The following is a 13629-nucleotide window of genomic DNA, read 5'->3' as shown; positions in this document are numbered from 1 at the left end:
GCGAAGAGCCCGACGGCGACGGCGACACCGAAAGCGTCCGCGCTGCCCGTGAGCATCGACTGGGTCCGCGCCGTCGTCACCGGTGCTCAGCGCATCCCCGCCCCCGCCGGACCCGGGCCCTACGCCGATGCGGCCGAGGTGCTGCGCGGCATCGGGCTGATCCAGCTGGACCCGCTCACCCGGGTCTCCACCGCCCAGCGGCTCACCACGCTGACCCGTCTGCCGCGCAGCGCCCGGGCCGAGGAGATCGACTCCTCGCTGTGGCCCGCAGGAGCCCCGCTGCATGGGACACCGGTCTCCTTCGAGGCCTTCACCAAGGTGGCCTGTCTGTTCCCGATCGAGGACTGGCCGCTGCTGCAGCTGCGCCGAGAACGCGTCCGCGAGACCTACGCGCAGCGACTCGATCCGAGGATGCGCGCGCAGATCCGCGAGGTGGTCGCCGCAGCGCGCAACGGCGTCCAGATCGGCGGGATCGAAGCCGCGATGGGCGCCACGCGCACCACCGGTTGGAACTGGTCGGAGATCAAGCACGCCGCGGAGCTGATGGTCCGCACCGGGGAGCTGGTGATCACCGCGCGCAACGGCATCATCCGGCTCTTCGACCTGCCCGAACGCGCGCTGCCCGCCCCGATCCTGGAGGCCGCCCAGCTGCCGCCGGAACAGCTGCGCGGGGACCTTGCGCGCCGCGCCGCAGGCACCCTGGCGGTGATGACCGTGGCCGACTTCGCCCACCATTACCACCTCTCCACCGCCGACGCCGCCCGCGGGATCGAGCTGGCCGGACTCACCGCGCTGCAGGTCCCCGGGTGGAAGGACCTCGGCTACTGTCTTCCGGAGCTGCCCGAGCAGGCCGTCGCTGCGGCTGGCACCGCCCCGGCGGGCCAGTCTCGGCTCATCGGCCCCTTCGATCCCTTGCTGCGCGATCGCGGCCGGGCGCGGCGGATCTTCGACTTCGACTACACCTTCGAGGCCTACGTGCCCAAGGATAAACGGCGCTATGGACACTATGTGATGGCGGTGCTCTCCGGGACCGAACTGGTGGGCCGGGTGGACCTCCAGCGCGTGGGCTCGGTGCTGCAGATCAACCGGGTCTTCCCCGAACCCGGACACAGCACCCGCTCCGTCACCGCCCGCGTCCGCGCCGCGGCCAGGACGCTGAGCACCCAGCTCGGCACCGAGATGCAGATCCCCGACGGCATCGAGGACCGGTGACCGGTGACCGTGCGCCACGAGGATCGGTGACCGGGCGCAATGTGTACGCTTGGCCGTGGAAGCGGACGCGCACCGGGAGGCCCCCCGCGGGCCCCGACGCGGCCGCGCAACAGTGCTCTTGACGCTCAACACTAGGAGAACCCGTGACCCTGACTCACGACGTCACCATCGAAATTCCCGAAGGCTCTCGCGTGAAGTATGAGATCGACCATGAGACCCACCGTCTCCGGCTCGACCGCGTGCTCTTCACCCCCATGCAGTACCCGACCCACTATGGGTACTTCGATGACACCCTCGGTGAGGACGGTGACCCGCTGGACGCGATGGTCTGGATCCCAGGCGTTGACCTGGTCCCCGGCGTCGTCGTGGAGTCCCGCCCCGTGGGCGTGCTGAACATGACCGACGACGGCGGCGGCGACGCCAAGCTGCTCTGCGTGCCCAAGGACAAGCGGTTCGACCACATCCAGGAGCTCGAGGATGTGGATCAGTGGACGCGCCAGGAGATCGAGCACTTCTTCACCCGCTACAAGGACCTCGAGCCCGGCAAGTGGGTCAAGATCGAGGGCTGGGCCGGCCGTACCGAGGCTGAGGCCGAGCTGACCCGCTCCATCGAGCGCTTCAAGGGCTGATCCAGCCCCACTTTTCATCGAGTGGGCGTTTTGCGGGGCTCTCCCACCGTTCTGGACCGGGAATCCACCTCAGAACGCCCACTCGATGTGTGTCCGCGGTCCTTCCCGCGCCCGAGCGCCCCGTGCTCGACTTCCTCATCCCGCGCGCTCGCAGACCGCTCCGCCACTTCACGCAAAGGCCTACCGCATGACCTCCCCACAGCCCGTCGCCCTGGTCACCGGAGCCTCCTCCGGGATCGGTGCCGCGACCGCGCGCAGGCTCGCCGCCGCCGGGTACCACGTCTACGGCGCCGCGCGCCGAGCTGAACGCCTCGAGGAGCTGCGCGGCGACGGCGTCGTGCCGCTGGTTCTGGATCTGCTCGACGAAGGTTCGCTGAACACCGCGCTCAAGCAGATCCACGAGGACACCGGACGCCTCGACCTGCTGGTCAACAACGCCGGCTACGGCGCCTTCGGAGCGGTGGAGGACGTCCCGATCGAGGAGGCTCGCCGCCAGTTCGAGGTCAACCTCTTCGGCCTGGCCCGACTGGTGCAGCTGAGTCTGCCGCTGATGCGTTCCCACGGTACCGGCACCATCATCAACGTCTCCTCGGTCGCTGGGCGGGTCGCCGGACCGATGGGCGGCTGGTATCACGCGACGAAGTTCGCGCTGGAGGGTTTCAGCGACTCGCTGCGCCAAGAGGTGGCCCCCTTCGGGATCCGCGTGGTCGTGGTCCAGCCCGGCGCGATCAAGACCGAGTGGGGCGCCAATGCGCTCCTCGCGGCGCGCAGCGCCTCGGGAGAAGGGCATTACGCGCACCGGGTCGAGCGCCTGGCCCGCGGCATCCTCAACCCCGACGGCGTGCAGCGCCGCGCCTCCGGGCCCGATCTGATCGCTCGGGTCATCGAGCGCGCCGCGCGCTCCTCACGTCCTCGCACCCGCTACGCGCTGGGCCACCTGGCCTGGGCCGGACTCTTCGGCCGCCGGATGCTCAGCGACAAGCTGCTGGACCAGATCACCGGGCGAGTGATGGGCTGACTCTCGAGGTGCGCGCTCCAGCGTCAGCCTGCCGGTGTGATGCCCGACACCACGGGCCCGGTGCTTCGCGGCCGCGGCCGGCGAGACGCTCACGCGGCCGCGGTTGTTGTGGTGTGATGGACCGATGAACAGCATCTCCGCGGCCCGAGCCAGTGACCTGATGATCAACTGGGAGCTCGCCACCACAACAGCGGCACGGGTGGCCCCGGCAGGACCCCGGTTCAGCGCCGCCGAGGTCAGCCAGGAGGTGGCCGCGCTGCGCAGCGCGGCCGCAGAGGCCGTGGACCACGTGCACCGGATCACCGGGCTCGATGCCGCCCGGAACCTCGGCGCCGATCCCGCCGAGACCCTCGTGGTGGACCGCGCCACCTGGTCCAAGGCCAATGTGGAGAGCTTCAGAGAGCTGCTGGGCCCGGCGCTGAAGATCGCCCTGGAGCAGAAGCCCGAGCTGGGCAAGGAGGGCTCCAGTGCGCAGGTCTACGGCTCCTCCTTCGCCGGTGCAGAGCTCGGCGCGGTGCTGGCCTTCCTCTCCGCCCATGTGCTCGGCCAGTTCGATCCGTTCACCCAGAACCGGCTGATCCTGGTGGCCCCGAACATCGCGGAGATCACCACCGAGCTCAACGTGGTGGCGGAGGACTTCCGGCTCTGGGTGTGCCTGCATGAACAGACCCACCGGGTGCAGTTTGCCGCCGCCCCCTGGCTTGCCGATCACCTCAAGTCCAAGATCACCGAGCTGAGCTCCTCCACCATGGGCATGGCCTCTGGGCTGGGGGACCGGCTCGGGGAGGTCATCGAGCAGGTCCGCGCGGGCCGCGGACTCATCGAGGTCATCCAGACTCCGCAGGACCGCGAGACCATGTCCCACCTGACCGCCGTGATGAGCCTGCTCGAGGGTCACGCCAACGTCATCATGGACGGGGTCGACGCCTCGATCGTGCCCACCGTGAAGACGATCCGACGCCGCTTCGAGGCTCGCGGCAAGACGCGCACCCCGCTGGAGAAGTTCATCCGCAAGCTGCTCCAGCTCGATGTGAAGGCCGCGCAGTACCGCGACGGGCAGAAGTTCGTGGGCCACATCGTGGACACCATCGGCATGGACTCGTTCAACATCATCTGGGAGTCCCCAGCGCATCTGCCCACCGAGCAGGAGCTGCACCACCCGCAGGAATGGATCGAGCGCATGGGGCTCGCGTGAGCCCCCGCTTCCCCGACTCGGTGAACCGGGCGCGCCGCGCAGTGGAAGCCGCCCTCGACCCTGCGGGGCTGAACCTGGTGGCCTGCTCCGGTGGGGCAGACTCCCTCGCCCTGGCCGCAGCCGCCGCCTTCCACCAGCGGCGCCTCGCGGGGGAGAACCCCGTCAAGCGCCCCGACGAGGACGGCCCCAGCGCCCAGGCCTCGAGCGAGGACGTCCCCGAGGGCGAGGGTGCCGGTGCAACGGCCCGAGTTGGCGCCGTCGTGATCGACCATCAGCTGCACCCGGGCAGCGAGGCAGTCACCGCCACGGCGGCCGCCCAGCTGCGCGGTCTGGGACTGGATCCGGTGCTCTCGGTGCAGGCCTCCGTGGACCCCGCCTCCGGGGAGGGCCCGGAGGCGGCGGCGCGCACCGCCCGCTACCGGGCCTTCGCCGAGGCGCTGGCGCAGACCGGAGCCACCCGGATCCTGCTGGCCCACACCCGCGACGACCAGGCCGAACAGGTGCTGCTCGGCCTCGCCCGCGGCTCCGGGACCCGCAGTCTGGCCGGGATTCCGGCGGTGCGCGGGCCGTTCAGGCGTCCGCTGCTGGGCCTGACCCGGGAGGAGACCGAGGAGATCTGCGCCCACGCGCAGCTGCGCCCGTGGCAGGACCCGGCCAACTCCGACCCCCGGTTCCTGCGCTCGAAGGTCCGCACCGAGATCCTGCCCTACCTGGAGGCGCAGCTCAGCGGCTCCATCCGCGAGTCCTTGGCGCGCACCGCGCAGATCGCGGCCGAGGACGCCGACTACCTGGATCAGCAGGCCAAGGACCGCTTCGCGCAGCTGCTCCACGACCCGGGACCGGAGAGTCAGCTGCGCATGGAGCTCTCGGCGCTGCTGGCTGTGCCGCCAGCGATCCGCCGCCGGGTGATCGCGCTCGCCGTGGTCGCCGCCGGTGGGGCCAATCCCTCCTTCGAGCGGCTCATGGCCGTGGAGAAGCTGCTGGGCAAGACCGGATCGGCGGGCCCGATCGAGCTGGAGGGCGGGGTTCGCGCCCACCGTGGAACGCGGGGGAGTCCGGACTATGCGAAACTTGTCATCGTTCCACGCCTGAACTGAGGAACGCGAGACTTATCTATTAGGAGCTGGACACCACCCATGGATGCTCAGGATGTCAAAGCAGATCTCACCGAGGTGCTCTACACCAAGGACGAGATCGACGCGAAGATCAGAGAACTTGCAGCCGTCATCGACCGTGACTACGCGGATAAGGACGTCTTGTTAGTCGGTGTCCTCAAGGGCGCGGTCATGGTCATGGCCGATCTGGCCCGCGCGCTGCGCTCACACGTGACCATGGACTGGATGGCGGTGTCCTCCTACGGCTCCGGCACCAAGTCCTCCGGGGTGGTGCGCATCCTCAAAGATCTCGATGCCGACCTGATGAACCGCCACGTGCTCATCGTCGAAGACATCATCGACTCCGGACTGACGCTCTCCTGGCTGAAGACCAACCTGGAATCCCGCGGCCCGGCCTCGCTGGAGATCTGCACGCTCTTCCGCAAGCCCGACGCCGTGAAGGTCGACATCGACGTGAAGTACGTCGGCATGGACATCCCGAACAAGTTCGTCGTCGGCTACGGCCTGGACTTCGCCGAGAAGTACCGCAACCTCGACTGCGTCGGGATCCTCGCTCCACACGTCTACCAGTGAGCTGACCGCGCGAAGCGGCAGAGGCGGGGAGGAGCCGGGCTGTGCAGGAGAACCTACCGGTGCGACCGGTGAGCAAGGCCGCTGCCGCCTACTCCAGCCTGCGCAGCAGCATCCAGGTCGGCGAGCTCGCCCCCGGTGAGCGGATCACGCTCAAACACCTGAGTGAGACGCTGGGCATGAGCCTGACTCCGGTGCGCGAAGCGCTGAACCGGCTGCAGTCCGAAGGCTTCGTGGTCCACGACCCGCACGGCAGCACCTTCATCGCCGAGCTGACCCCGGAACGCATCGATCAGGTCTACCGGCTGCGCACCGTGCTCGAGCCGCTCGCGGTGCGCGAGGCCGGGCAGCAGCTGAGCCCGGGGGACCTCGAAGTGTTGCGCGGACTCCTGCGCGCCTGCGATCAGGCCCAGACCCCGCTGGAGGTCGTGCAGCGCAACGAGGCGTTCCACTATGGGCTCTACCGGCTCAGCAGGGACGCCCTCCTGATGGGCTTCATCGACCAGCTCTGGGCCGGCATGCCCTACCCTTCGCTGGGCCTCTACGCCGATCAGGACCGAGTGGCCCAATCCAGCCGTGAGCACCACGCGATCCTCGATGCCCTGGTGGCCCAGGACCTCGACGCCGCAGCCGCCATGACCGCGCAGCACATCGAACACGGCCGCGACGCCGCGCTGAACAACCTCTGAGCCTGCTCTTCCGGCGACCTCGCCACCCGGTCCGGGCTCCATTCAGTTGATACTTTATAAAATGCAAAGTAGCGTAACCCTGGTCACACCGGTGACGTGCCACACACAGGCAGTGCGCCCGCGTGGTCAGGCATCCGAGACTTTCGAGGAGACACGTGCGCGGCGAGACCGAATCGCGGGCAATGAAGCCCGCAGAATCTCCCTCTGAGACGCTTCCAGGCGGGATCCCCTCCCGCGAGAACCCCGGGAACGCGGCCTCGGTTCCCCCGGCTGCCCCGGAGCCCGGTGCGGAGTTCGACCGCCCAGAGAGCTGGACCCGCATCATGGGCCTGCCCATCGGCTGGTTCGCGCTGCTCTTCGGCGTGATCCTGCTCTGCGCAGGCCTGGGCGTGCTGCCGAACACGATGCTTGCCGGCTTCGCCGTCGTCATCCTGGTCGGCGCGGCGCTGAACTGGATCGGCGGACGGGTGCCGGGCCTGCGCAACTACGGCCTGCCCACCGTGCTGTGCATCCTGACCCCTGCCATCCTGCTGCACCTCGGCTGGTTCCCGGCGGCGCTGGCGGAGAACATGGAGATCTTCACCGACGGATCCGAGATCGGCTTCATCGACTTCTACGTCGCCAGCCTGATCGCCGGCTCCATCCTGGGGATGCCGCGGGCGCTGCTGCTCAAGGCCGGCGCAAGGATCGCGGTGCCGCTGATCGGCACCATCATCACGGTCTTCCTGGTGGTCGGCGCGGTGGGAGCCGCGCTGGGCTTCGGGCTGCGTGATGCGGTGCTCTTCGTGGCGGCCCCGATCATGGGCGGCGGCGTGGGGGCCGGCATCGTGCCGATGTCCGGGATCTACTCCGAGCAGATGGGCGGCGACGCCGGCGCCTATGTGGCCCAGCTGATCCCCGCGGTGATCATCGCCAATGTGCTGACCATCTTCTGTGCCGGCATCTTCAACGGCATCACCTATAAGGGCCAGCAGTTCTTCGTCGGCTTCAACGGCAACGGACAGATCGTCCGAGTCGAAGGCAGCACGGATCAGTTCAAGGCGAAGGCCAAGCCCACCAGCGGCTCGTTCAACGTGCTCGTCGTCGGCCTGACCCTTGCCGCCACGCTCTTCCTGGCCGGCAGCATCATCGCCGAGTTCGTCCCGGGCCTGCATGCCTACGCCTGGACCATCCTGCTGGCCGCCGCGATCAAGATCTTCGGCCTGATGCCGGCCTCCTTCGAGGATGCGGTCTCGAGCTGGTTCGGGTTCGTCTCCTCCACGCTGACCCCGGCGCTGCTGGTGGGCATCTCGATCACGTTCTTCGAGTTCGACGAGCTCGGCCGGCTGCTCTCCGACTGGCGCTACCCGGTGCTCGTCGCCCTGGCAGTGGTGGTGGCGATCCTGGTCTCCGGTGCGCTGGGCTGGCTGGTGAAGATGTACTACGCCGAGACATCGATCGCCATCGGCATGGGCATGACCGATATGGGCGGCACCGGGGACGTCGCCGTGGTCTCCGCGGCCAACCGGCTCGAGCTGATGCCGTTCCTGCAGGTCTCCTCCCGGATCGGCGGGGCCCTGGTGCTGCTCACGGTCTCACTGCTGATCCCGATCATCGGCTGACCCGGGGGTTTCGAACCCCGCTGCTCGCCGGAGGCCTGGCAGGCCAAGTTCTCCCGGAGGCGAACTTGGTCACTCCGGGTTAGCCCCATCACCTCGAGCCCGAGTACCTTTAGATGCTAGGTATATCTGCGTCTGACGGAGCTGCATGAACTTCAAGAAGATCTTCACCGGGCCACTGTTCTGGATCGTCCTGGCAGTGGTGCTGCTGCTGCTGGTCGTGCCGATGATGTTCTCCTCCTCGGCCAACGGCCAGCGGGTGGACACCAACGTGGGCATGGAGCTCCTCGCCGAGGGTGAGGTCGTGGAGGCCTCCCTGGAGGACGGCGACCAGCGCGTCGACCTGAACCTGAGCTCTCCCTATGAGCAGGACGGGCAGGAAGTCGGCGACGTCGTCCACTTCTTCTACTCCTCGGCTCGCGCCGAGACCGTGGTCGAGGCCATCGCCGATGCTGACCTCGAGGGCTACACCGATGAGCCGGAGCAGTCGAACTGGCTGCTCTCGATGCTCGGCTTCATGATCCCCTTCCTGATCATCGCGCTGCTCTTCATCTGGCTGCTGACCCGCATGTCCGGAGGCAACTCCCGGGTGATGCAGTTCGGCAAGTCCAAGGCCAAGATGTTCGACAAGGACATGCCCCAGGTCGCCTTCGGCGACGTCGCCGGCGCCGAGGAGGCCGTGGAGGAGCTCCACGAGATCAAGGAGTTCCTCTCCGAGCCCGAGAAGTTCCAGCGCCTCGGGGCCAAGATCCCCAAGGGCGTGCTGCTCTACGGCGCCCCCGGCACCGGCAAGACGCTGCTGGCCAAGGCCGTGGCCGGCGAGGCCGGCGGCGCCTTCTACTCCATCTCGGGCTCGGACTTCGTCGAGATGTTCGTCGGCGTCGGCGCCTCCCGGGTGCGTGACCTCTTCAAACAGGCCAAGGAGAACGCCCCGGCCATCATCTTCGTCGACGAGATCGACGCCGTGGGCCGCCAGCGCGGCGCCGGCGTGGGCGGCGGCAACGACGAGCGCGAGCAGACGCTGAACCAGCTGCTGGTGGAGATGGACGGCTTCGACGCCAACACCAACATCATCGTCATCGCCGCCACCAACCGTCCCGACGTGCTGGATCCGGCGCTGCTGCGCCCCGGGCGCTTCGACCGGCAGATCCCGGTGGAGGCTCCCGACTTCGCCGGACGCCGCGCGATCCTCGAGGTCCACGCCAAGGGCAAGCCGATGGTCGAAGACGTCGACCTCAAGGCCGTGGCCCGCAAGACCCCCGGCTACACCGGCGCGGATCTGGCCAACGTGCTCAACGAGGCAGCGCTGCTCACCGCGCGCTCCAACGCCGACCTGATCGATGACCGCGCGATCGACGAGGCCATCGACCGGGTCATGGCCGGACCGCAGAAGCGGACCCGGATGATGAAGGACCACGAGCGCCGGGTCACCGCCTATCACGAGGGCGGACACGCGCTGGTCGCGGCCGCGCTGAACTACTCCGCGCCGGTCACCAAGATCACCATCCTGCCGCGCGGACGCGCCCTGGGCTACACCATGGTCGTGCCGGAAGAGGACAAGTACTCCACCACCCGCAACGAGCTGCTGGACACCATCGCCTACGCGATGGGCGGCCGGGTCGCCGAGGAGATCGTCTTCCACGACCCCTCCACCGGGGCCGCTAATGACATCCAGAAGGCCACCGAGACCGCGCGCCGCATGGTCACCGAATACGGCATGAGCGCCCGCGTCGGGTCGGTGAAGCTCGGCTCCGGGGACTCCAGCCCGTTCCTGGGCCGCGAGATGGCCCAGAGCAAGGAGTACTCCGAGGACCTCGCCGCCATCATCGACTCCGAGATCCGCGCCATCATCGACGAGGCCCACGATGAGGCTTATCACGCGCTGCACGAGAATCGCCATGTGCTGGACCGCCTCGCCGAGGAGCTGCTCCGCGTGGAGACGCTCAACGCGAAGGAGGTCGCCGCGATCTTCCATGACGTGATCAAGCGCCCGGTCCGCCAGGTCTGGGAGTCTTCACCGGGGCGCCCGGTCACCATCACCTCCGAGGTGGTGCCGGAGAACGAGCGGGACCCGGAGTACCATTTCGGCGGCGAGAACTCCGATGCCTGAGCACCCCGGACCACCCCTGACCGAGCCGGTGGACCTGCCGCGGATCGAGGCGGCGGTGCGCGAGATCCTGCTCGCCGTCGGCGAGGATCCGGAGCGCGAGGGGCTCAAGGGCACGCCCGCCCGGGTGGCCCGGGCCTATGAGGAGGCCTTCCTGGGGCTGCGCGAGGATCCTGCGGAGCTGATGTCGACCACCTTCGACATCGGGCACGAGGAGCTTGTGCTGGTCCGCGACGTCCCGTTCTACTCCACCTGTGAGCACCACCTGGTGCCCTTCTTCGGCCACGCCCATATCGGCTACATCCCCTCCCCGGAGGGCAGGGTCACCGGCCTGAGCAAGCTGGCCCGGCTGGTCGACATCTTCGCCAAGCGCCCGCAGGTCCAGGAGCAGCTCACCACCCAGGTGGTCGACGCCCTGGTCCAGCACCTGACCCCGGGCGGTGCCATGGTCGTCGTCGAGGCCGAGCATCTGTGCATGTCCATGCGCGGAGTCTCCAAGCCCGGGGCCCGGACCATCACCTCCGCGGTGCGCGGACAGCTCCGCGACCCCGCCACCCGCGCCGAGGCGATGAGCCTGATGCTCCACGGACGACCCCGCTAACAACCCGCCTGATTGAATCGGAGAGCCAGATGAGCACTTCCATCATGGGGATTCTGAACCTCACCCCGGACTCCTTCTCCGACGGCGGCCGGTTCGACGACGGCGCCGGCAGCCCCGATGTGGCGGCTGCGGTCACCGAGGCGCTGCGCATGACCCAGACCGGGGCCGACCTGATCGACGTCGGCGGGGAATCCACCCGACCGGGCGCGGTGCCCACCCCCGTGGCCGAGGAGCAGCGCAGGATCCTGCCGGTGCTCGAGGAGCTGCTGGGCTGCGGGATCACGGTCTCGGTGGACACCAGACGAGCGGCCACCGCGCTGGCCGCACTGGAATGCGCGGATCGCTGCGGCCTGGATCCGCGGACACTGACCATCAACGACGTCTCTGGCGCGCTCACCGATCCTGCGATGCCGGAGCTGATCGCCGAATCCGGGGCGCAGATCGTGATCACGCACAACCGCGGCGACTCCCAGACCATGGGGTCCCTGACCGAATACGAGTCGCTGCTCGAAGACGTCGCAGCAGAGCTGCTCGCCGTGCGGGACCGATATCTCGACGCCGGTGCCCGCCGCGAACAGCTCATCCTGGATCCTGGAATCGGGTTCTCCAAGACCCACGAGCAGAACTGGGAACTGATCCGCAGCCTGGAGAGCTTCGTCCGGCTCGGGCACCGGGTGCTCTTCGGCGCCTCCCGCAAGGGGTTCCTCGGCTCGGTCACCTCCGAGGGCGCCCGAGACACCGCCACCGCGGTGCTCTCCGCATTGGCCTCCCAGGCAGGGGTCTGGGGCGTCCGGGTCCATGACGTGCAGGGAAGCCGAGATGCTGTGCAAGTGATCTCCAAGCTGAGAAGGTAGAACAATGTCCAGCAGGAGCAGCCCCCGTGACACCATCCGGCTCACCGGACTCACGGCCACCGGCCACCACGGGGTCTTCGACTTCGAGAAGCGCGAGGGTCAGATCTTCCGGGTCGACGCCGAGCTCACGCTGGACCTGCGCGCCGCGGGCCGCAGCGACGCCCTCCCCGACACCGTCTCCTATGTGGAGATCGCGGAGCTAATCCACGCCGCCATCACCGGCGAGCCCTTCGACCTGATCGAAGCCCTCGCCGATCACCTGGCTCGAGAGATCCTGGCCACCGATCAGCGTCTGCTCGCGGCGGAGATCACCGTGCACAAGCCGCAGGCCCCGCTGGCCCAGACCTTCGAAGACGTCTCGGTGACCGCCCGCCGGGACCGCAGCGATCTCCCTGCTGCGGGAGACCACGCGACGGACTCCGTGTCCGCCGCGGAGCCGGGACCCAGCCTGGACCCTGAGGCCGCTCCCGCGGGGGAGGTCACCGCGGTGCTGGCGCTGGGATCCAACCTCGGAGAATCCGCCGTGACGCTGGCCTCGGCAGTCGCCGCACTGGACCGTGCCGAGGCGGTGCGGGTGCTCCGAGCGTCCCCGTTGGCCAGGACCAGCCCTGTGGGCGGGCCGGCAGGACAGCCCGACTTCCACAACCAGGTGCTCGAGGTCAGCACCACGCTGAGCCCGCATGCGCTGCTGGCCTGCACCCAGGCGATCGAGCAGGACCATCACCGGGCCCGCGGTGTGGAGAACGGCGAGGTCCGCTGGGGCCCGCGCACGCTGGACATCGACATCATCACCTACGGCCGCGCGCGGATTTCCTCGATCACGCTCCAGGTTCCGCATCCGCGAGCCGGGATCCGGGGATTCGTCCTGGTCCCCTGGACCTGGATGGACCCGCGGGCTCAGCTGGACGGGACGCCCGTGGCAGAGCTCGCCCGGCAGGCCGCCGACGCGAAGAGCGTGGAACGGCTGGAGAGCGTCCGATGAGCCGACTCTCGGCGCTGCGCCTGCTGATCATCGCAGCCCACAGCGCCCTGGTCGGGTTCATCACCACTGTCTACATGTCTGCCCAGGGGATGGGCTCCCCGGTCCTGCCCCGCACGTCTCTGGTGACCCTGCTCGGGATCGCCCTGATCGTGCTGACCCTGGGGCTGCTGGTCTGGCGCGATCAGCGCCGGATCGCCTCGGCCGCAGCGAAGGGCCGGCGCGGCCAGCGCAGCCTGCACCCGCTCCACGCCGTCCGGGTCCTGACCGCAGGGCAGGCCGGCGCCTATGCCGGCGCGCTGATCGCCGGCTGGCATGCGGGTATCCTCGGTGACCTGGTGCCCGCCGCGGCGCTGAGCGCCCCGAACGTGAACTCATCCCTACTGATGATCACGGGGGGCATGATCTGGGTGATCATTGGGTTTGTCGTCGAGCTGCTCTGCAGGATCCCGCCGGACGAGAACCCAACGGATGAGAACCCGCTGGGAGAGCGGCACCGCGGAAAGCCCGAACGCAACACAGGACCGATACCGGAGGAGGGCTATGCCCGCGGAACCCATTGATCCCACAGGTGTCACCTGGACCCGAGTCGACGAGCGCTACATCACCGTGAAGTACATCACTGGGATCCTCGGCTGGGTGATCACCCTGGCGGTGATCGCGACCCCGATCGTGCTCGACGCGATCGGCGTCTTCAGCGGCATCCCGCTGTGGATCAAGATCTTGGTCTCTGCCGTGGTGCTGAGCTGGGCGGCAGCGGACCTCTGGCTGATTCCGCGAAGGATCCGAGCGATCGGCTACCACGAGCGTGCCGATGATCTGCTGATCCGCCGTGGGATCCTCTTCCAGCGGGTGGTTGCGGTGCCCTACGGGCGGCTGCAGTACGTCGACATCGAGGCCGGTCCGCTGATGCGCCGCTACGGCCTGTGCACCGTGCAGCTGAAGACCGCGGCCGCGGCCACCGACGCCGTCATCCCGGGCGCCTCCCGCGAGGAGGGCGCGCGGCTGCGTGAAGAACTCTCCGTCCGTGGCCAGGCTCGCCTGGCCGGTCTGTGAGTCGGG

14 protein-coding genes are annotated in these 13629 nt (G+C 68.7%); all 14 read left to right on the top strand.

Features of this window, described 5'->3' with window-relative positions:
* Positions 1-48 precede the first annotated feature (48 nt).
* The 14 genes from EV640_RS02485 (at position 49) to EV640_RS02420 (ending at position 13623) form a co-directional block, all read left to right on the top strand.
* Entirely contained in the window at positions 49-1212 is a 1164-nt protein-coding gene (locus EV640_RS02485; protein WP_166645846.1) for a DNA glycosylase AlkZ-like family protein, read from the top strand.
* A 149-nt stretch (positions 1213-1361) separates the two neighbouring features.
* Entirely contained in the window at positions 1362-1841 is a 480-nt protein-coding gene (locus EV640_RS02480; protein ID WP_036475813.1) for an inorganic diphosphatase, read from the top strand.
* 187 nt (positions 1842-2028) lie between these two features.
* On the top strand, positions 2029-2859 hold the full coding sequence (locus tag EV640_RS02475; RefSeq protein ID WP_036475646.1) for an oxidoreductase: 831 nt from the start codon (positions 2029-2031) through the stop codon (positions 2857-2859).
* Positions 2860-2983: 124 nt separating this feature from the next.
* Complete coding sequence (locus tag EV640_RS02470) at positions 2984-4054, top strand: zinc-dependent metalloprotease (protein WP_133725679.1); 1071 nt, start codon at positions 2984-2986, stop codon at positions 4052-4054.
* A complete protein-coding gene (tilS, locus tag EV640_RS02465) occupies positions 4051-5151 on the top strand; it encodes a tRNA lysidine(34) synthetase TilS (RefSeq protein WP_243832196.1) in 1101 nt (366 codons plus the stop codon). Before EV640_RS02470 ends, tilS begins: the two co-directional genes overlap by 4 nt.
* Positions 5152-5190: 39 nt before the next feature.
* Positions 5191-5742, top strand: coding sequence for a hypoxanthine phosphoribosyltransferase (gene hpt, locus EV640_RS02460; protein ID WP_036474755.1), 552 nt, complete (start codon positions 5191-5193; stop codon positions 5740-5742).
* A gap of 41 nt (positions 5743-5783) precedes the next feature.
* Positions 5784-6428: a GntR family transcriptional regulator gene (locus EV640_RS02455; protein ID WP_051501054.1), complete on the top strand. Its 645-nt coding sequence runs from the start codon at positions 5784-5786 to the stop codon at positions 6426-6428.
* Between the two features lie 182 nt (positions 6429-6610).
* Positions 6611-8029, top strand: a complete 1419-nt coding sequence (locus EV640_RS02450; RefSeq protein ID WP_133725677.1) for a 2-hydroxycarboxylate transporter family protein — start codon at positions 6611-6613, stop codon at positions 8027-8029.
* A 145-nt stretch (positions 8030-8174) separates the two neighbouring features.
* Positions 8175-10136 (top strand): ATP-dependent zinc metalloprotease FtsH, encoded by a 1962-nt coding sequence (ftsH, locus tag EV640_RS02445; RefSeq protein WP_133725676.1) that lies wholly within the window; start codon positions 8175-8177, stop codon positions 10134-10136.
* Entirely contained in the window at positions 10129-10734 is a 606-nt protein-coding gene (folE, locus tag EV640_RS02440; protein WP_036474753.1) for a GTP cyclohydrolase I FolE, read from the top strand. Before ftsH ends, folE begins: the two co-directional genes overlap by 8 nt.
* Positions 10735-10763: 29 nt before the next feature.
* The gene (folP, locus tag EV640_RS02435) at positions 10764-11588 is read left to right on the top strand and encodes a dihydropteroate synthase (protein WP_133725675.1); all 825 of its coding nucleotides are present in this window, start codon (positions 10764-10766) and stop codon (positions 11586-11588) included.
* Positions 11589-11592: 4 nt separating this feature from the next.
* Positions 11593-12570: a 2-amino-4-hydroxy-6-hydroxymethyldihydropteridine diphosphokinase gene (folK, locus tag EV640_RS02430; RefSeq protein WP_133725674.1), complete on the top strand. Its 978-nt coding sequence runs from the start codon at positions 11593-11595 to the stop codon at positions 12568-12570.
* Positions 12567-13130: a DUF3180 domain-containing protein gene (locus EV640_RS02425; protein ID WP_133725673.1), complete on the top strand. Its 564-nt coding sequence runs from the start codon at positions 12567-12569 to the stop codon at positions 13128-13130. The genes folK and EV640_RS02425 overlap by 4 nt, the downstream gene beginning before the upstream one ends.
* Positions 13111-13623 carry a PH domain-containing protein gene (locus EV640_RS02420; protein ID WP_036474747.1) on the top strand — a complete coding sequence of 171 codons (513 nt, stop codon included), beginning with the start codon at positions 13111-13113 and terminating at the stop codon, positions 13621-13623. The genes EV640_RS02425 and EV640_RS02420 overlap by 20 nt, the downstream gene beginning before the upstream one ends.
* Positions 13624-13629 lie beyond the last annotated feature (6 nt).

Origin of the sequence: Nesterenkonia aurantiaca, assembly GCF_004364585.1 — a bacterium.
Classification (GTDB): domain Bacteria; phylum Actinomycetota; class Actinomycetes; order Actinomycetales; family Micrococcaceae; genus Nesterenkonia; species Nesterenkonia aurantiaca.
This window is presented reverse-complemented; position numbering and strand designations above follow the sequence as displayed.